At 49.9% G+C, this 18,678-nt stretch carries 16 protein-coding genes; 13 read left to right on the forward strand and 3 right to left on the reverse strand.

The features are described 5' to 3' along the window. Window positions 1–41 precede the first annotated feature (41 nt). The 10 genes from ileS (at window position 42) to MJ923_RS03250 (ending at window position 11,200) form a co-directional block, all read left to right on the forward strand. On the forward strand, window positions 42–2,864 hold the full coding sequence (gene ileS / locus MJ923_RS03205; RefSeq protein WP_240589877.1) for an isoleucine--tRNA ligase: 2,823 nt from the start codon (window positions 42–44) through the stop codon (window positions 2,862–2,864). An 8-nt stretch (window positions 2,865–2,872) separates the two neighbouring features. Continuing rightward, window positions 2,873–3,379, forward strand: a complete 507-nt coding sequence (gene lspA / locus MJ923_RS03210) for a signal peptidase II (protein ID WP_011759041.1) — start codon at window positions 2,873–2,875, stop codon at window positions 3,377–3,379. Window positions 3,380–3,382: 3 nt separating this feature from the next. After that, window positions 3,383–3,802: an FKBP-type peptidyl-prolyl cis-trans isomerase gene (gene fkpB, locus MJ923_RS03215; RefSeq protein WP_011759042.1), complete on the forward strand. Its 420-nt coding sequence runs from the start codon at window positions 3,383–3,385 to the stop codon at window positions 3,800–3,802. An 11-nt stretch (window positions 3,803–3,813) separates the two neighbouring features. Next, window positions 3,814–4,743: a 4-hydroxy-3-methylbut-2-enyl diphosphate reductase gene (gene ispH / locus MJ923_RS03220; protein ID WP_126169390.1), complete on the forward strand. Its 930-nt coding sequence runs from the start codon at window positions 3,814–3,816 to the stop codon at window positions 4,741–4,743. A 229-nt stretch (window positions 4,744–4,972) separates the two neighbouring features. Beyond that, window positions 4,973–5,527, forward strand: a complete 555-nt coding sequence (gene pilV / locus MJ923_RS03225; protein ID WP_126166056.1) for a type IV pilus modification protein PilV — start codon at window positions 4,973–4,975, stop codon at window positions 5,525–5,527. A gap of 10 nt (window positions 5,528–5,537) precedes the next feature. Beyond that, on the forward strand, window positions 5,538–6,512 hold the full coding sequence (locus MJ923_RS03230; protein ID WP_240589878.1) for a PilW family protein: 975 nt from the start codon (window positions 5,538–5,540) through the stop codon (window positions 6,510–6,512). Window positions 6,513–6,516: 4 nt separating this feature from the next. Next, the gene (locus MJ923_RS03235) at window positions 6,517–6,948 is read left to right on the forward strand and encodes a pilus assembly PilX family protein (RefSeq protein ID WP_240589879.1); all 432 of its coding nucleotides are present in this window, start codon (window positions 6,517–6,519) and stop codon (window positions 6,946–6,948) included. 2 nt (window positions 6,949–6,950) lie between these two features. Then, on the forward strand, window positions 6,951–10,508 hold the full coding sequence (locus MJ923_RS03240) for a pilus assembly protein (protein ID WP_240589880.1): 3,558 nt from the start codon (window positions 6,951–6,953) through the stop codon (window positions 10,506–10,508). A gap of 3 nt (window positions 10,509–10,511) precedes the next feature. Continuing rightward, complete coding sequence (locus tag MJ923_RS03245; protein WP_240589881.1) at window positions 10,512–10,892, forward strand: type IV pilin protein; 381 nt, start codon at window positions 10,512–10,514, stop codon at window positions 10,890–10,892. Next, window positions 10,892–11,200, forward strand: coding sequence for a TapY2 family type IVa secretion system protein (locus MJ923_RS03250; protein WP_240590241.1), 309 nt, complete (start codon window positions 10,892–10,894; stop codon window positions 11,198–11,200). The genes MJ923_RS03245 and MJ923_RS03250 overlap by 1 nt, the downstream gene beginning before the upstream one ends. A 208-nt stretch (window positions 11,201–11,408) precedes the next feature. On the opposite strand, the gene MJ923_RS03255 is transcribed toward MJ923_RS03250, so the two are convergent. Continuing rightward, complete coding sequence (locus MJ923_RS03255; protein WP_240589882.1) at window positions 11,409–11,894, reverse strand: GspH/FimT family pseudopilin; 486 nt, start codon at window positions 11,892–11,894, stop codon at window positions 11,409–11,411. Between the two features lie 144 nt (window positions 11,895–12,038). Beyond that, complete coding sequence (locus MJ923_RS03260; RefSeq protein WP_240589883.1) at window positions 12,039–12,545, reverse strand: GspH/FimT family pseudopilin; 507 nt, start codon at window positions 12,543–12,545, stop codon at window positions 12,039–12,041. Between the two features lie 138 nt (window positions 12,546–12,683). On the opposite strand from MJ923_RS03260, the gene glnB reads away from it, so the two are divergent. Then, the gene (gene glnB / locus MJ923_RS03265) at window positions 12,684–13,022 is read left to right on the forward strand and encodes a nitrogen regulatory protein P-II (RefSeq protein WP_126166064.1); all 339 of its coding nucleotides are present in this window, start codon (window positions 12,684–12,686) and stop codon (window positions 13,020–13,022) included. Between the two features lie 238 nt (window positions 13,023–13,260). Then, window positions 13,261–14,550 (forward strand): NAD(P)/FAD-dependent oxidoreductase, encoded by a 1,290-nt coding sequence (locus tag MJ923_RS03270; RefSeq protein ID WP_240589884.1) that lies wholly within the window; start codon window positions 13,261–13,263, stop codon window positions 14,548–14,550. Between the two features lie 54 nt (window positions 14,551–14,604). On the opposite strand, the gene MJ923_RS03275 is transcribed toward MJ923_RS03270, so the two are convergent. Then, window positions 14,605–15,624: a LacI family DNA-binding transcriptional regulator gene (locus MJ923_RS03275; RefSeq protein WP_240589885.1), complete on the reverse strand. Its 1,020-nt coding sequence runs from the start codon at window positions 15,622–15,624 to the stop codon at window positions 14,605–14,607. Between the two features lie 417 nt (window positions 15,625–16,041). On the opposite strand from MJ923_RS03275, the gene MJ923_RS03280 reads away from it, so the two are divergent. Continuing rightward, window positions 16,042–18,651, forward strand: a complete 2,610-nt coding sequence (locus MJ923_RS03280; RefSeq protein WP_240589886.1) for a TonB-dependent receptor — start codon at window positions 16,042–16,044, stop codon at window positions 18,649–18,651. The last annotated feature ends 27 nt before the right edge of the window (window positions 18,652–18,678 follow it).

The following is an 18,678-nucleotide window of genomic DNA, read 5'->3' on the forward strand; positions in this document are numbered from 1 at the left end:
CAAAACGCTAAAACTATTTGGCAATTAACGGTATAGGATCGATGAGCGACTATAAATCTACTTTGAATTTGCCGGAAACTGAGTTTCCGATGCGTGGGAATCTGGCTAATCGCGAGCCCGCAATGCTTGAGCGCTGGAACAAGGACAAGCTGTATCAGCAGATCCGTGACAGCCGCATTGGCCGCAAGCCATTTATCCTGCACGATGGCCCTCCCTACGCCAACGGCAGCATTCACATTGGTCACTCTGTAAACAAGATCCTCAAAGACATCATTATCAAGTCCAAAACCATGGCGGGCTTCGATGCCCCTTATGTGCCGGGTTGGGACTGCCATGGTCTGCCTATTGAGCTCAAAGTAGAGCAAAAAGTAGGTAAGCCTGGTCAGAAGATCTCTGCCGCCGAATTTCGTGAAGAGTGCCGCAAGTACGCTGCAGCTCAGGTTGATGGTCAGCGCGAAGACTTTATCCGTCTGGGCGTGCTGGGTGACTGGGACAAGCCATACCTGACCATGGACTTTGCCACCGAAGCCAACATTGTGCGTTCTCTGGCTAAAGTTATCTCCAATGGTCACCTGCAAAAAGGTGTGAAGCCGGTGCACTGGTGTACTGACTGTGGCTCAGCACTGGCCGAAGCCGAAGTGGAGTACGAAGATAAGACGTCTCCTGCCATCGATGTGGGTTTCAATGTGGTTGACAAGTCTGCGCTGCTGGCCAAATTTGGCGTAGCTCAGTACGACCATGATATCGCCATGGTCATCTGGACCACCACCCCCTGGACCCTGCCTGCCAACCGCGCATTGGCCGTATCCGGCGACCTTGAATATGTGCTGGTGTCCTTCACCAAAGAAGATGCTACCCGCGCCATAGTGGTGGCTAATGTGCTGCACGAAGACTGCGTGAAGCGTTTTGGCGCCGAGTCATTCGAAGTGCTGGGCCGCGTAAAAGGCAGCGAGCTTGAGCTGATGCGTTTTGCTCACCCCTTCCTCGACTTTGACGTGCCGGTGATTTTGGGTGACCACGTGACCACCGATGCCGGTACCGGCGTGGTGCACACCGCCCCTGGCCACGGTCAGGACGACTTTGTGGTAGGGCAGAAGTATGGTCTGGAAGTGGCCAACCCCGTGGGTGATAACGGCGTGTATAAGGCCGATACCCCTTTCTTTGCCGGTCAGCATGTCTTTAAAGCCAACGACAATGTAGTGGCGCTTTTGAAAGAAAAAGGCGCACTGCTGAACCATGTGGCTTACCGTCACAGCTATCCACATTGCTGGCGCCACAAAACCCCAATCATTTTCCGCGCAACCCCGCAATGGTTTATCTCTATGGATAACCAGGGCCTGCGGAGCACTGCACTGGGCGAAATCAAAAACACCCAGTGGATCCCTGACTGGGGCCAGAGCCGCATCGAAACCATGGTAGCCAACCGTCCTGACTGGTGTATCTCCCGTCAGCGTACCTGGGGTGTGCCTATCACCTTGTTTGTTAACAAGGAAACCGAAGAGTTGCACCCAGATTCAGTCTCCTTGATGGAGCGCGTGGCGCACCGCATCGAGCAGCAGGGCATTCAGGCCTGGTGGGATCTGGACGCGGCCGAACTGCTAGGCGATGAAGCCGACCAGTATCGCAAAGTGACCGATACGCTGGACGTTTGGTATGACTCAGGTTCGACTTTCGAAACCGTGGTGGCTGCCCGTCCTGAGTTCCAGGGCCATGGCGTGGATCTGTACCTGGAAGGCTCGGATCAGCACCGCGGCTGGTTTATGTCGTCGCTGATGCTGTCTAGCGCCATGCATGCCAAGGCGCCTTACAAGCAGGTGCTGACCCACGGCTTTACCGTGGATGGCAAGGGCCGCAAGATGTCCAAGTCCATCGGCAACGTGATTGCGCCTCAGGAAGTAACCAACAAGCTCGGCGCAGACATCCTGCGTCTGTGGGTCGCTGCCACCGATTACAGCGGTGAGATGAGCGTATCCGATGAAATCTTGAATCGCGCCGCCGACTCTTATCGCCGTATCCGTAACACAGGTCGTTTCCTGCTGGCGAACCTCAATGGTTTTGAGCCTGAAACCGACATGGTAGCCGTAGAAGACATGGTTGCGCTGGATCGCTGGATGGTGCGCCGCGCCGCCAAGGTGCAGAGCGAAATCATTGCCGCCTATGAGCAGTACAATTTCCACATGGTGACCCATAAGCTGATGCAATTCTGCTCGGTAGAACTTGGCAGCTTCTATCTGGACATCATCAAAGACCGTCAGTACACCGCCAAGCGTGAAAGCCATGCCCGTCGCAGCTGTCAGTCTGCGCTGTTCCACATCGCTGAAGCTATGGTGCGCTGGATTACGCCTGTACTGAGCTTCACCGCCGATGAAATTTGGCAGCTGTTGCCTGGCAAGCGTGAAGCCTATGTGTTCACCCAGGAATGGTACGAAGGCCTGAAGCCGGTAACCCTGGAAAGCGACCTGGCCGACAGCCACTGGGAACTGCTGCTTTCTGTGCGTAACGAAGTGAACAAAGAGCTTGAGCAGGCACGCCGTGACAAGGTGCTGGGCGGCTCGCTGGAAGCAACCGTGACCCTGTATGCCGATGCCGAACTTGCTGCCAAGGTGGCCGTGCTCGGCGATGAGCTGCGCTTTGTGCTGTTGACTTCGGATGCCAAGGTGCTGCCAATCGATGCTGCGCCTGAGGCGGCTGTCGCCACTGAGCTTGCGGGTCTTAAGGTGCTGGTTGCCAAGACTGATGCGGCCAAGTGCGAGCGTTGCTGGCATCACCGTGAGGATGTGGGTTCAGTTGAAGCGCACCCAAGCCTGTGTGGCCGCTGTGTGACCAACATAGAGGGTGACGGCGAAGCCCGCGCCTTCGCATAAGGATGGCCATGCAATTGAACTGGAAAGAAAGTGGCTTGCGCTGGTATTGGGTTGTCGTGGTGGTGTTTCTTGCCGACCAGCTGTCCAAGCAGTGGGTACTGGCCAACTTTGACCTGTACGAGTCGGTCAAGCTGCTGCCGTTTTTTAACTTCACCTATGTGCGCAACTATGGCGCCGCCTTCAGCTTCCTGCATGATGCAGGGGGCTGGCAGCGCTGGCTGTTTACGGCGGTGGCAGTGGGCTTCAGCGTGCTGTTAACCATTTGGCTGCGTAAGCAGCCAGCCAACATGGTGCGGCTGAATCTGGCCTACACCCTGGTGATTGGCGGTGCGCTTGGTAATCTGATTGACCGTCTGCAACATGGCTTTGTGGTGGATTTCCTCGATTTCTATTGGAACACTGCCCATTACCCGGCGTTCAACATAGCTGATGCCGCCATCTTTATTGGTGCCGTGCTTATTATTATCGACAGCTTTAAAGCGTCCAGCTCGGATGACAAGGCCATCAAGGAGTAACACATGAGCCAAAAGTCGTTGCTGTGCCATATGAATATTCTCTTGTCTGACGGCTCCACCGCCGACAGCACCAAGGCGTCGGGTAAGCCCGCACGCCTCAATATTGGTGATGGCAGCCTGAGCCCGGCGTTTGAAGCTGAGCTTGGCGCACTGAAGGTCGGTGATTCGCACAAGTTCACCCTGCAGCCACAGGATGCCTTTGGTGATGTGAATCCAGATGCGATTCATCACCTTGATCGCAGCCGCTTCCCTGCCGATATGCAGCTGGAAGCCGGGGTGATTGTCAGTTTTGCAGGTCCAGGTGGCAGCGAAATTCCCGGCATTGTCCGTGATGTGGCTGGCGATTCTGTGACGGTCGATCTGAACCATCCTCTGGCCGGTCAGGCCGTGACCTTCGAGCTGGAAGTGCTGGAGGAACTCTGATGACTGGACAGATGAACATTCTGCTCGCCAATCCACGCGGCTTTTGTGCCGGCGTAGATCGCGCTATCAGCATCGTTGAGCGTGCACTTGAGCTGTTTTCGCCACCTATATATGTGCGTCACGAAGTGGTGCACAACCGTTATGTGGTGCAAAACCTCAAAGATCGTGGTGCTATCTTTGTTGAAGAGTTGGATCAGGTGCCGGACAACAGCATAGTGATCTTCTCTGCCCACGGGGTGTCGCAGGCGGTGCGGGCCGAGGCCAAAAAGCGTGGTCTGAAGGTATTCGATGCCACTTGCCCATTGGTGACCAAGGTGCACCTGCAGGTAACCCGGGCCAGCCGCAAAGGGGTTGAATGCATCCTGATTGGCCATGAAGGCCATCCGGAAGTTGAAGGTACCATGGGCCAGTACGATAACCCTGAGGGTGGCGTTTATCTGATTGAGTCGGTGGAAGACGTCGAAGCGCTTCAGGTGAAAGACCCGGATAACCTGTGCTTCGTCACCCAAACTACATTGTCGGTTGACGATACGCTGGACATCATCGCGGCGCTGCAGGCGAAGTTTCCGTCCATTGAGGGTCCACGCAAGGACGATATTTGTTACGCCACTCAAAATCGCCAGGATGCGGTGCGCAGTCTGGCGACTCAGGCCAAGCTCTTTATCGTGGTGGGGTCGAAAAATAGCTCCAACTCTAACCGCCTGCGTGAGCTTGCCGAAAAGTCGGGTACCCAAGCCTATCTTGTCGATAGTGCGGCTGACGTGAAGGCCGAGTGGTTTGCCGGTGTGGATAAAGTGGCCGTTACTGCCGGAGCATCAGCGCCGGAAGTGTTGGTAAAGCAGGTTATCGATGCAATTACCCATCTGGCCCCCAGCGTGGTGACAGAGGTCGAAGGTCGCAAAGAAGACGTTGTTTTTGCGGTACCAGTCGAACTTAGGTGATTGTTTGAAAAGAAAATGTTAAAAAAGAGGCGGAAGCCTCTTTTTTTATTGGCGTAAAGTTCTAGGTATAATGGTTCATCTTTTTAGATGCTATTGTTACTGGCAGCAAACAATCGACTCAACTATGATTAACCTGTAGAATCAAATATAGACTTAAGATTAAGATTTTAAAGGGTAATTTTTTGCTTTGGTCGTCAAAAAAATGTCGAATTCGGGAGATTTGACACCGATGAAAAAGTACAGGAATGGATTTTCCTTGATTGAAGTGATGGTCGCACTGGTCATACTGGTGATTGGCCTTATTGGCATATTCAATCTTCACACAGTCGCCAAACAGAGTAGCTTTGAATCTTTCCAGCAGACTCAGGCGGCGTATTTTGCCTCTGACATCATCAGCCGGATGAAGCTGAATAAGCCCGAGCTGGCTAATTATGCCGGTACCTACAATGGCAGCCTGGCTGACCCTGGTACGTCTTGTGACGTTGCCGTAGGGGCCAATACTATTTGTACCAATACCGAAACCCGAGATTGGGATAAGTATCAGTGGGAGCAGCTTTTCAGTGGCTCATCTGAGGCCACCGGTGGCCGCGATATTGGTGGTTTGGATAAGCCAATCGCCTGTATCCGCGTTCAAAACACCGGCGATGTCACCGTCGTGATGACATGGCGTGGGATCCGTGAGGTGAGCGATGGTGGTGATTCCGCCGCCGATAGCTTTGTGAAAGACTGTGGCACTAAAAATAACCGTCGCCGCGTGTTTGTCATTAATACCGTGATTATCTAGGAAACCAGTGATGTTGACTAAGTTAAGGATACAAAGAGGATTTTCACTGGTTGAATTGATGGTCGCTATGGTTATAGGGCTGTTTTTAGCCTTGGGTCTTGCGGCAATGTTTAATATGTCAGCGACCAATGTAACAACGACCAGCCAGTATGGGCAGCTTCAAGAGAACGGCAGAATTGCTCTAGCGCTGATGGAAAGAGACCTTAGTCAGTTGGGGTTTATGGCTGATATTACGGGAACAGATTTTATCGTGGGTGGTAATACTACTGTTGAGCCTGTTATCCCCGCAGCGAGTGACTGTATTGGCGCGGGAGCCAATAACGGTTCATTGCCAAATAATACACCAGCCCATTTTAGGAAATTGTGGGGATACGAGAATGTTGTCGGTGGAGCGTCTCTTGCTTGTTTGAGCGGTGTAGCGGAAGAAACTGACGTTATTCAGCTTAAAAGATTGGTAGGCCCAAACACTTTGGCACCGACTAACAGTAGCCGCATTTACGTTGCTACTACGTCAAATGAAGCTGTTTTTTTTCAGGGGAGTGGAACCCCTCCAACATTGCTGAATGGACGTTATTGGGAGTACCAACACCATGTTTACTATATCGCTAAGAATGCCAGCGAGGTTCCGGAACTCAGGCGTAAAACCCTCACAGCCAACGGTATGACAAACGAAGAACAGTTGGTTGAAGGGATTGAAAATATGCGGATTCTCTATGGGTTTGATAATGACGGAGACGACACCGCAGACAGTTATATGCCAGCTCAGAATGTGAGTAGTTTGATGTGGGACAATGAGTTGTTTCAAAGGTTGGTTTCGCTGAGAGTCTTTTTGTTGGTGCGTTCGGTTGAAGCTGATCGCACTTATACCAATGACGTGGTTTACACCTTAGGTGACAAAACCATCGGTCCTAAGGGCGACGGTTTTCGACGCAGAGTTGTGTCAACCACCATTGTGCTGGAAAATCCAGTGTTAATAAGGAATTAGACAAATGAAAAAAGAGCAGGGGATGGTGCTGTTTTTCTCATTAATCATTTTGGTCATTATGACGGTGATTGGCGTGGCCTTAGCGGTAAACTCCGGTCAATCACTGCGAATGGCTGGTGCTGGGGCTGAGCGAGTAGAAGCGCTCGCGGAAGCTCAAGGGGCACAGGATCGGGCAATCGATACGCAAAAAGGTGCGACACTGGCTAACCTTAATGCGCAAACTACGGTAAACGACCCTTCCTTGAATGTTACGTCTACTTTGAGTCCCTTAGCCGCTGGTGATGTGAGTTGTCAGCGAAACACCAAAGCATCGTCCGCCAATCTAATCAGTTGCCGTCGAGTCGAAGTTCAGAGCTCCACCCGATTTGGCCGGAAAAATTTAGGCCAGCTCACAGTGGTCGCAGGTGTTGAGCAGGAAGTACTAACCGGGAGTTAATCATGATTTTCAAACGGACAATGTGTGCAGCTTTGTTTGCTGCTGTTGGTATCTCCAGCGGAACTTTTACGTACGCAGATGATACGGAGCTTTATGTATTCGAGTCTTCTGCCCGGACTGGAGTTCGGCCCAAAATTTTGATTATTTTTGATAACTCAGGAAGTATGTCTACCTTGGAGGAGGGGGCACCTGCTGACTACGACCCTGACAAAGTTTACGACCCTGTAGGTGATAGTCATTCTTACCAAGGCCGTATGCTTTACTACACGAAAGGTGGCATTGATAACACTAGTTTGCCTATTCCAGATAGTCCATCTGAGGCGCGTCGTTTCTTGGGGGATATCAACGGCTGCCATCAAAGTTGGGATGCCTTGAATACCTATGGCCGCTTCACTGGTTACTTGCGCGAATACGTTGTAAAAGGTAAAACCGGTGAGTGGCAGGAAATGCCCGAAAACAACGGTGCAAATATCGAGATTGTTGATTGCTGGGAAGATATAGAGGCAAAGGACAAGATCAACGCTCCAGGGACCAGCAGTGGGACTGGGGCTGTCGCTGATGGTTACCCCGTCGATGCCAAGAAAGTGTCTAACCAAGCAGTTGCCTACAACTACGTGCCCCCAATGGCAGAGAACACCGCCCTTGAAGCTGCAACAAAAACAAGTTTTGGAACGGGAGTACCGGTCACACTGTATACGGATAACTATCTGCGCTGGTATGAGTTGGTTCAACGAGGCGAAATTCCCAACGCACCCAAAACCAGGCTTGAGATTGCACAAAAAGCCATAACAGATTTTATCAGCACTAATACCTCCGTAGATTTCGGGTTGGCAATTTTCAACCTGAACTACAAGGATGAAGGGGATCGTGATGGTGGACGTATAGTCTCAGGGATTCGTCAGATGACACCGTCGGCAAAAGCCAGCTTGATGTCAACTATCAATCAGCTCCCAGCCGAAACCAATACCCCGCTCTGTGAAACCATGTACGAGGCGTATAACTATTTTTCAGGCAGTGCCATTGTCTATGGTCATGGCGACAGCGATTATGTATTTGGAAGGGGTGATAAGTATCAAGGTAATGTGCCTTCATACGACGATTCTATAGAGTCCGGTGGTAACTACATTTCTCCGATGAGAGTATGCCCTGATCGTGCCTATATCATTTACATAACTGATGGGGTTCCTACCGTAGATCAAAACGCAGATGGGAGAGTTGAAACGTTAACCGCCGATGCAAATCCTGATGGAGATTACAGCGCCTTCAATGATGAAAATGGACGTTTCAAAGACAGCTACTTACCTGCCTTAGCAAGTTATATGTTTAATAATGACTTGGTTAAAAAGCCTGATGATACAGGAGTTGACCAGTTTCAAAATGTCATGACTTTTACTATTGGCTTTAGTGATGGAGCAACGGCTGCAGCCGGGTTATTGGGTGAAACTGCGAAGAGGGGCGGAGGAAAATACTTTAACGCCAAAACTGGTGTTGAGTTGGGTGAGTCACTGAACAAGGCATTGACCTCTATTCTTGCGGTGGACTCCAGTTTTACTTCGCCAAGTATTGCCAGCAATAATTTTGATAGGACGCAGACGTTTGATTCTGCGTACTACGCGATGTTTTTGCCAAGCGCGGGTCCTCGATGGAGTGGAAACCTTAAAAAACTGAAAGTTACATCCGGTGGAGTGTTGGTTGATAGTACTGGAACTACGGCAATTGCTGAAGATGGCAATATTAAAGGTTCAGCTTGTACATACTGGTCGTCCTGCACCGGCGGAAAAGATGGTAACAAGGTATTAAAGGGTGGGGCAGCAGCTAAACTGGCAAGCCAATCAAGCCGAACCATATGGTTTAACGGACAGAGCGGATTAACCAAACTATCTAAGTCAGCTGCGGAAATAGTAGCAGGTGGAACAGCCCCCTTAGCGACTTATATGGACACGACTGAAGATAAGTTAGAAAGCACCATACAATGGTTGTTCGGTTATGATGTTGATGATGAAGACAAAGATGAAAGCTTATCAGATAAGCGTGACGACATTTTAGGAGATCCGCTCCATTCGAAGCCTCTGGCCTTGAACTTTGGCTCTTCAGGAAGTCCAGACATTAGGGTTATGCTCGGAACAAACCAAGGTTTGGTTCATATGTTTAGAGATAGCGACACTTCCGTCGATGAAAGTTGGTCATTTATTCCATACGAGTTGCTGCCCAATATCACCAAGCTCCGAGAAAACTCACCTACTGGCGGTCACTCTGTTTATGGAATGGATTTGTCTCCTGTAGCTTATGTTAAGAATGGCCCATCTGGGATTGAGAAAGCTTGGGTGTATCTTGGAATGCGTCGTGGAGGTTCTTCCTATTATGCATTAGATGTGACAAACCCTGATTCTCCTTCCTTGATGTGGCGCATCACTGCTGGTGCACCGGGGTTTGAAGACCTGGGACAAACTTGGGCAGAGCCTGTCATTACCTTTATTCCTGGTTATGGTGATAAGCCAGTGCTCATATTCGGTGGCGGTTACGATACAAGTTATGATGGAACAACCCCAAATAGCTCACCTTCAGGAAGAGGGATCTACATAGTCGATGCAAAAACTGGAGCTTTGGTTCATTCCTTTAATTCAACTGGCGGTTCAGGTACGAAGATGCCGGGACTAAGCCACAGTATCCCAAATGCTGTGGCTGTGCTGGATAGTGATAATGATGGGTATACTGATAGGATTTATGCGACTGATCTTGGAGCCAATGTTTGGCGGATGGACCTGCCAAGCGATGACAAGGCCAAGTGGACAGCTTTTAAATTTGCTTCACTTGGTGGTTCTACATTAGAAACTAACAGACGGTTCTTCGCCGAACCAGCCGTTGCTCAGACTGTGTTTACTAATCTATCAGAGGTCACTGTAAACGACGGCAGTACCAGTACAACGTCAAACACATATCAGAACGTGCCGTATGACGCGGTTGTTATCGGAAGTGGTAACCGTCCGACACCATCATCCGATAAAACAACAAATGATTTGTTTTTCACTCTTCAGGATAGAAATGTTATTACCCGTAGTTATGACGGAGTGACCAACGAAATACCTGAAACATTAACACTCGACAGTCTTTATAACGTAACTGCCTCTGCTCCCTCACCAGATTCAGATTCAGAGCTAATTGAGTTTGGGAAAAAGAGAGGCTGGTATTATGACTTTACAAATGCCGGTGAAAAAAGTTTAACCGCAGCCCTAATTGTTGATGGCAAGGTGTATTTTACCTCCTACGTGCCGCCAGCAGCTTCCGTATCAGAAACCGTTTGTGCGGTGTCTGGCCAAGGCCGACTGTACATTTACGATCTGCACAAAGGCAGCAGAACCAAGGCTTTTGTTGAGCTTGGCGAACGCTTGCCAGATACACCGCAGATAGTGATCCCCAAGCCTGATAGTGGAGAGGAACCTTACATTTACATCATTGGTGTGGGTAAGGGAGAGCTTGGCGAGGATGGTGAGTATACAGGGACCATTAACGTCGGTTCTGGTCTGGGCGCCAATAAAATTTATTACCATATTGACGAGTAATCTATGTCTGGAAATAAAGGTTTTACCCTGATTGAAGTGATGGTTGTGGTTGTGATTGTCGGCATCATTTCAGCGATAGCGTACCCCTCGTATATCGACTTTTTGATAAAAGGGGGACGCTCGGATGCACATACGGCATTGATGAAGGTCGCTAATCTGCAGGAGCAGTATTATCTCGACCATAGGACTTACACGGACGATCTGGCCGATTTGGGGCTCAGTACCACTACAGAAAATAATCAATACGACCTTGAAACCACGGGTGGAGGCAGCTTCACTGCGACTGCTACACCGAAAGGAAGTCAGGCGACTCGGGATACTGAATGTCCAACCATCACTATCTCCGACAGCGGTGTAAAAGGACCTAAGAAGGAGTGCTGGTGATGAAATATGGCTGCGTGTTGCTTGTGAGTATCCTTGCTGCTGGAGCTAATACCCAAGTTCAGGCCACTCCTGCCGAGGAGTATCAGGATGTTAAGTGTTTTGTCCAGACAAGCCTTGGTGATAAAGTGGTGTTTTTTAACTGGCCGGTGAGGCAGGTTGCTAAAAACACCTATCACCTTGTCGGTAAGGGCCTTGGGCGAGAAAAAGGTGTTGAAAATTTCGTTAAGAAAGTGACCGAATGTGTACCAATGGAGAAGAAATTCAGCAATCACCTAGCGCGAGAGTTGGACAAGCATACACTGAAATAGGCCTGAAACATGCAGGATATACCAGCGTTAGTACGGGGGTGCAGTGCTCGCAGTCATTGATAAACAGTTTCTTTAATGAAACTGTTTATCAAATGAAGCTATGTCTCAAAAGATAGTCGTTGAACCGGGCAGATAGAAGGTCTTGTTGTGGGCGTGCTTAATAATAGTGAAAAAGATTCATCCATATTCGACGAATTGAAACTGATTGCTATGTGCAAGCAAGCCCTTTTGCACCGGATTTGACTACACCGGTTGCGCTTAAGGTAACGCTTCTGGATTCGTTAGTTATGCCTCTTGGGCAGTACACGAAAGTTGCTCCAGCGGCTACTAAACCGTCTGAGGTAAAGGTAAGAGTCCCTGAAGTTGACGAGATTTTATCGTCGCTTTTTATTCCTTCAACCAAGCGCAGTGTCTCCTGTGCTCCGGCATTCATCATGTAAACCCTAAGCCCCTTACTCCAGTCGGTACCACAGGCATTGCCATCAGCTGGGCACACCATGACACTGGCGCCATAACTTACAGCATGATTTCGGGCAAATCGTAATGCGTCCTGAATGCGGCTGATTTCGTTGTTGGCCCGAGATGCCTCATATGTGCTCATCATTGACGGTACCGCTACTGTCATCAGGATGACTGCAACTACCAACGTGACCATCAGTTCGACCAGCGTAAATCCTTTTGAGGGGGCGTGCATAGCTCATTCCTCCAAGAAACCTGTCCTCTGAGTATACGCCAGCCATACCGGGAATTCAGCAATTTATTCACGTATTGATGAGACAATATATTGTCGTAAAAGGATATTTTGACACTAAATCAATTCATTCCAGCTTCCCTCAGTCTATTTGCAGTTGCTGCTGCCCTTACTTAGACGAATGCGTCCGGCGTTGCTGATGATGAGCGCCTTGGAGTTCGGACTATCAGCGGCATCCGGACAGTAACGGAAAGTCCCGTTGTAACCACTGGCAAGACCGTCGGGGAGAAAGCGTAGTGACGAGCGGCTAAACTTCAGGATGTCGGTGTGGGAGATTTCGTCAAACTCGGTGATGAGTTCATCATCACCATCTAGGCAGCCGGTACTGCCAGTGTCGGTGAATACCGAAAAGCCAGCTTGCCAGTCATTGCTGCAGCAATTATTGGTTACTGGGCAGACAGATACTCGCACGCCGTAGCTGACCGCATGATTGCGGGCAAGTTGAATTGCTGAGGCAATCTCACTGATTTTGGCATTGGCGCGAATGGCGCTTTGAAGTGTTGCGAGTGAGGGCAGAGCAACAGCGGCCAGGATGGCGAATACCGCCAAGGCGACCATCAGCTCTACCAGCGTCATCCCTTTGCTGGTTTTCATCTTTCTCGACCGTGAAAAAGTTTGGTTGAATTTGAGTATAGTTCAGTGCTCAGAATTCGCGAACGCGCCCTTCATGGCTGTACGCAATACATGTTAAGCTTGTGTCATTAACAACAAATTCCCTACAGGAGCGGGTGGATGAAAAAGGTCGAAGCCATTATCAAGCCCTTTAAATTGGATGACGTGCGCGAAGCGCTGGCGGAAATTGGTATTACCGGTATGACGGTATCTGAAGTTAAAGGCTTTGGGCGCCAAAAAGGTCATACTGAGCTGTATCGCGGTGCTGAATACATGGTCGACTTCCTGCCTAAGGTGAAGATTGAGCTGGTTATCCAGGATGATCTTCTGGATCAAGCCCTTGATGTTATTGTCGATACCGCTCGCACAGGTAAGATTGGTGACGGGAAGATTTTCGTTACTGATATCGAGCGGGTGATTCGGATCCGTACTGGTGAAGAAAACGAAGAAGCGGTTTAAGTTAGCTGAATAAATCATAAAAAGGGGCCTTTGGCCCCTTTTTTAGTGGCTAACTCTGTCATTGAAGCGTAATTGAAGTTGATTTTGGTGTAATGCGCTAAACCTTTATTAATTTGCAAATTAAGCAACTACCTTTGCGTGTAATGTTTGGCATATATTTCTAATTAACTTAATTGGTTAGCTTGTCTTCATCCGGTGCTGTGTTATAACTGCCTCAGGTCAGCGAGGGAGGTAAGTAGTGGGTACGAAACGCATCGTTATAGTGGGTGGCGGGGCAGGTGGCTTAGCTTTGGCATCCATGTTGGGCCGCAAGTTAGGCCGAAAGGGTAAGGCGGATATTCTGCTTATCGACCGAAGCCCTATTCACATTTGGAAGCCTAAACTCCACGAGGTGGCTGTCGGCGTTATCGACCAATCCATTGAAGGACTCCTGTACCGAGACCATGGGCTCAAAAATGGCTACCGCTATCAACGTGGTGCGCTGGAAGCTTTGGATCCTGATGCGAAAACCATCCAACTGTCAGCACTTTACAGTGACCATAATGAGTTGCTGATGGGGCCGCGGGTCATCGAGTATGATTATTTGGTGCTTGCCCTTGGTGGTGTCTCAAACAGCTTCAATACACCTGGCGCCGACGAAAACTGCATCTTTTTGGACAACCTGGAAAGCGCAGAGCGCTTCCATCGCCGTCTGCTTGATGGTTTGATGTTGCTGAACGAAACCCAAACCCGGCTCAGTATCGGCATTGTCGGGGCTGGCGCAACCGGCGTTGAACTGGCGGCCGAGCTGCACCACGTGGTGGAGTCGGTTAAAGAATTTGGCTATCAAAACATCTCCAAGCAGCATCTGGATATTCATTTGGTGGAAGCGTCCCCCAAAATTCTGCCGCAGTTACCCGACAGAGTCAGCGGACGGGCTCAGGCTGTGCTGGATAAAATTGGCGTACATCTGCATTTGGGCGTGCAGGTAAAAGAGGTGACAAAAGAAGGCTTTATCACCCAGGATGGCACCCTGATTGAAGCACACATCAAGGTATGGGCCGCAGGTGTAAAAGGGCCGGATGTGTTTGCTGATCTGACAAAATTACCCATTACGCCGCGTAATCAGGTTGAAGTCGATGCCTGTATGCGAGTTAAAGGCCACAGAGATATCTATGCCATGGGGGACTGCGCGCAGCTCATCCTGGCGAGTGGTAAACCGGTTCCTCCCAGAGCGCAGGCGGCATCGCAAATGGCTGAAACCCTGTATCGAAATATCCTTAACAGGCTCAAAGATAAAGCTGAAGTGCCATTTGAGTACCATGACTATGGCTCGTTGGTGTCGTTAAGCCGATTCTCTGCTGTCGGGAATTTAATGGGCAATCTTCGCAGCGGTGATTTTTTTATTGAAGGCCATGTGGCCAGGTTCATGTATTTGTCGCTGTATCACCGCCACTTGGCGAGTTTGTTCGGCTGGTTTTCTGCCATGGTATATCGGCTGGCGCAAAAGCTGCTCCGATGGCAGCGCCCCAAGCTGAAGCTGCATTAATCAAAACGGTAAAAAGCAACAGGGCAGCGTTGATGCTGCCATGACATGATTGGGTTAACGCAGCGGCGCTGCACTTGAGTCGCGCACCACCGGCTCTGGCGTAAATACCTTGGCACTTTCCTGGCGCAGCTCTTTTCGATGGGCAATAAGCAGCTCTGTCGCAATTTGGGCGATTTTCTCGTTTGGCTGATGCACAGTCGTGAGTTTGGGCCAGGTCTGCCGCGAGAAGGGGCTGTCTTCGAAGCCGACAATTGATATCTCACCGGGGATATCCACTCCCATCAAACGCGCCGCAAACAGAGCGCCCGCTGCAATTTCGTCGTTACAGGCCACGATAGCCGTTGGCCTCGGCGTGGCAGACAGCAGCGCTTTTGCACCCTCTACACCGGATTCAAACGAATACTCACCATCGACCACAAATTCAGGGTTAAGCGGAATGCCATTGTCGGCCAAAGCATCACAGAAGCCGGCGAAGCGCTCTTTGGTGGACTCGTGCTGCTCGTCACCGCTGATAAAGCCAATCCGGTCGTGGCCCAAATCTATCAGGTGCTGGGTGATGGAGACTGCGCCGTGACGGTCGTTTACCAGTACGGTAAGGCCACAGCTGTCTTCTTTGGATTCATCACCGGCGATAATGCGTACATAGTGGGCGTCAATGCTGTCGAGGGCGGCAAGAATTTTTGGGTCTTCCGATAACGGCGGCGTCAGTACCAAACCGGCCAAACGCGCATGCTTTACCAGCGCCATCAACTCATCACAAATGCTGTCGGCTTTGGCATCACAGGGGTGGATCAGCAGTTCATAGCCTTTATTGCGGCATGCCGACAAAATCCCGTTTTGCATATCAATGATGTAGTAGGCATTGGGGTTATCGTAAATAAAACCGACAACATAAGATTTGGTGCCCGCCAGATTGCGCGCAGCCAGGTTGGGCTGATAGTTCAGGGCCTTAATGGCTTCATTCACCTTATCAATGGTGGATTGCTTTACCGACGGCTCGTTGTTGGTTACCCGGGAAACGGTTTTAATCGACACCCCGGCATACTTGGCGACATCATTGATGGTGACTTTCATCTAAAAGCTCAATTATTCAGTTTGTTATCTGCATCCTATCCGCAGGCTGCCGACAGAGACCGCCTTGATGTATACCGGATATTGCATGTGGTTTGCTTGAGAATATTTCACGTATAGTGCTGACTTTTATCGGGATTGGCAATCGCCTTTTCCCTGTTTGTGGCTGCTGGCCACGGCTCTTAGCTTCATCCTCATTTAAGATGACTGTGGTAACATGCTGTTCACAAAAGGTGTTTCTTGTAAGTGGCTTTTGTCACCCTTGTACTGGAAACATTTTTTTTCGTTCGCGAGTTATTTTGTTGTGGTAACGCTGTTAATTATTGTGTAATGTTTGCGCTAGACATGACAGCGTTGTCATTCCCTCGGGAATGGTTATGGATGCAAAAAACATAAAAAATAATATGGAAGGGAAACGAGATGCGACCATCTACCTTTAAAAAGAGTGTCCTCGCTACCAATATCGCTATCCTCCTCGGTGGTGCGGTATCAGTAGGTGCAGTGGCTGCAGAAGCTGCCAACGAAACTGCCAACATTGAAAAAATCGAAGTTCGCGGTATCCGCGCTTCTCAGCAGGCTAACCTGAACACCAAGCGTTTCGCTGACGGTACAGTCGATGCCATCACCGCCGAAGATATCGGTAAGTTCCCCGATAAAAACGTTGCTGAATCTCTGCAGCGTATTCCTGGTGTAACTGTTCAACGCCAGTTTGGCGAAGGTGCTGGTGTATCTATCCGTGGTGCTGGTCAGGATCTGACTCTGACCACCCTCAACGGCCAGAACGTCGCTTCAACCGGTTGGTTTGTTCTTGAGCCTGCCAAGCGTTCGTTTAACTATGAACTGCTGCCATCAGAACTGGTTGGCGATCTTGAAGTGTACAAGTCTTCACAGGCCGATCTGGCAGAAGGCGGCGTGGGTGGTACTGTTATTGTAAATACCCGCCGTCCTCTGGATATGGACCCTTGGTCACTTTATGCTTCTGTAGAAGGTCAACACCAGAGCGATTCTGGTGAGATTGATCCTCAATTCTCTGCTCTTGCCAGCTGGAAAAACGAAGACGAAAACTTCGGTGTACTGGTTTCTGGCGTAATGCAAAACCGCAGCCTGCAGCGTCAAGGTAACGAAGCATTTTGGCAGTGGGGCGCAGGCCCGGTTGCTTTTGAGCAGGAGCGTGAGCGCTCTGCCATCGCCGCCGTATTCCAATATGCACCAACAGATAACCTGACTTTCATCCTGAACGCCATGGACATGCAGATGGCGGCCAACAACACCAACTACGCACTGTGGCTGACCCAGGGCGACTGTGGTTGGGGTGGCGACCAATGTGATTTCGGCCGAGGTGAGACTAGCCAGTGGATCGACCGTGGCGTAGTTAATGCTGACGGTAAAGGTGTTCCTGCTGCTGGCCCTCTGTACTCTGCTTACTACCAGGCTCGCCCTCGTGAAGCTACTATGAAGTCTCAGGTATTTGACCTGAAGATGGAATATTCTGGTGATGGGTATGAGTTTACTGCTCAGGCTGGTTCTACCGATTCTAGCGGTGGTACAGACTTCGAAATGGTTGTTGATACTGCAGCGCCACATTTCTTTGCACCTGGTTCAACCTATGACTTTACTGGTGGTGGCCAAACCTGGAACACCTCTGGTTTCGACATGGCTGCTTACGCTCCTTCTGCACTCGCCATGGGTACCGGCGGTAACTTTAACCGTACGCCAAAGACCGACGAAGAGGTATATGTTCAGGCAGACATCAAGTTTGATGTTGACTGGGGTGTAGTAAACGCAGTTAAGACAGGTCTCAAATACTCTGATCACAACACAACCAGCCGCAAGTTTGTATACGAGCAACAGGCAGGTTTTGACACAACAATCGCAATGTCCCAAGTCAGTGCTGGATTGGTTGATGTAGGTGCAGGTGATTATCAGATTGCCAAGGTTGATCCAGATGCACTGAAGGCTTGGGCTCGCAGCAGCATCGTTGGCGAGTCAGAAGACTTGGGCTCTTATCAGGAAGTGACTGAAAAGAACTTTGCTGCCTACGTGATGGCTAATTTTTCGTCAGAGGGTATTCGCGGTAACTTCGGTGTGCGTTATGTTTCAACTGATGCAACCAACGATTACTACTATGACGGTCAGGCACAATCTGCTGATGGCAGCTACTCAGAGTTCCTGCCAAGCTTGAACGTGGCCTACGACTTGGCTCCGGATCTGATTCTGCGTGCCTCTGCTGCTCGAGTGATGGCTCGTCCTCAGTATGTTGATATGTACACTAACCCAAGTGTTTCTGGTACTGATGACGATATCAATAACAACCAATATTGGATTATTGGTAACGTTGATCTGAAGCCTTTCGTGGCCAATCAAATTGATTTTGGTCTGGAATATTACTTCAACGAAGCTTCTGTTGTGTCTGGCGCGGTGTTTATGAAGGATGTTAAGAACTTCGTAAACTTTACCAACACTAATGCTTCAGTATCCGAGGTTCCTTACACTGGCACCCTGCGTCCAGATGAAATTGATGCAGGTTGGATCGTTCAGGAAAAGGGCAATGGTAAGTCTGCGACTATCCAAGGCTTTGAACTGCAGTATCAGCAGGATTATGGTAACGGCTTCGGTTCAATCGTGAACTACACCTTTACCGACACTGAAACTGACAGCGATACATACACCGATAACAATCCGTTCCTGAGTGACAGCTCAAAGCACGCTTACAACGTAACCGGTTACTTCGAAAACGATCTGTTCCAAGTGCGTCTGGCTTATAACTGGCGTTCTGAGTACATGATCCGTGAAACCGGTTCTTACGGTAACCGCCTGCACGACGACTACGGTTCATTGGACCTGAGCGCAGTATGGCATGTGACCGATTACCTGGATATCAAGCTGGATGCCAACAACCTGTTGGAAGAAGGCTCCAAGCAGTACGGTAACAACCAGTTCTCTGATGCCAACGGTTTTGCCCAGGGCTTCCCGTTGTACGAGTACGAGATGGCTCGTCGTATCAGCTTGGGTGCCAGCGTTCGATTCTAATCTGACGCCGATTAAGGTATAAAGAAA

This window comes from Shewanella zhuhaiensis (assembly GCF_022484835.1).
Classification (GTDB): domain Bacteria; phylum Pseudomonadota; class Gammaproteobacteria; order Enterobacterales; family Shewanellaceae; genus Shewanella; species Shewanella khirikhana.

Excerpts from the sequence above, each read along its gene's own strand:
- ileS (WP_240589877.1), top strand. The coding sequence starts at position 42 with ATGAGCGACTATAAATCTACTTTGAATTTGCCGGAAACTGAGTTTCCG.
- lspA (WP_011759041.1), top strand. The coding sequence starts at position 2,873 with ATGCAATTGAACTGGAAAGAAAGTGGCTTGCGCTGGTATTGGGTTGTC.
- fkpB (WP_011759042.1), top strand. The coding sequence starts at position 3,383 with ATGAGCCAAAAGTCGTTGCTGTGCCATATGAATATTCTCTTGTCTGAC.
- ispH (WP_126169390.1), top strand. The coding sequence starts at position 3,814 with ATGAACATTCTGCTCGCCAATCCACGCGGCTTTTGTGCCGGCGTAGAT.
- pilV (WP_126166056.1), top strand. The coding sequence starts at position 4,973 with ATGAAAAAGTACAGGAATGGATTTTCCTTGATTGAAGTGATGGTCGCA.
- MJ923_RS03230 (WP_240589878.1), top strand. The coding sequence starts at position 5,538 with ATGTTGACTAAGTTAAGGATACAAAGAGGATTTTCACTGGTTGAATTG.
- MJ923_RS03235 (WP_240589879.1), top strand. The coding sequence starts at position 6,517 with ATGAAAAAAGAGCAGGGGATGGTGCTGTTTTTCTCATTAATCATTTTG.
- MJ923_RS03240 (WP_240589880.1), top strand. The coding sequence starts at position 6,951 with ATGATTTTCAAACGGACAATGTGTGCAGCTTTGTTTGCTGCTGTTGGT.
- MJ923_RS03245 (WP_240589881.1), top strand. The coding sequence starts at position 10,512 with ATGTCTGGAAATAAAGGTTTTACCCTGATTGAAGTGATGGTTGTGGTT.
- MJ923_RS03250 (WP_240590241.1), top strand. The coding sequence starts at position 10,892 with ATGAAATATGGCTGCGTGTTGCTTGTGAGTATCCTTGCTGCTGGAGCT.
- MJ923_RS03255 (WP_240589882.1), bottom strand. The coding sequence starts at position 11,894 with ATGCACGCCCCCTCAAAAGGATTTACGCTGGTCGAACTGATGGTCACG.
- MJ923_RS03260 (WP_240589883.1), bottom strand. The coding sequence starts at position 12,545 with ATGAAAACCAGCAAAGGGATGACGCTGGTAGAGCTGATGGTCGCCTTG.
- glnB (WP_126166064.1), top strand. The coding sequence starts at position 12,684 with ATGAAAAAGGTCGAAGCCATTATCAAGCCCTTTAAATTGGATGACGTG.
- MJ923_RS03275 (WP_240589885.1), bottom strand. The coding sequence starts at position 15,624 with ATGAAAGTCACCATCAATGATGTCGCCAAGTATGCCGGGGTGTCGATT.
- MJ923_RS03280 (WP_240589886.1), top strand. The coding sequence starts at position 16,042 with ATGCGACCATCTACCTTTAAAAAGAGTGTCCTCGCTACCAATATCGCT.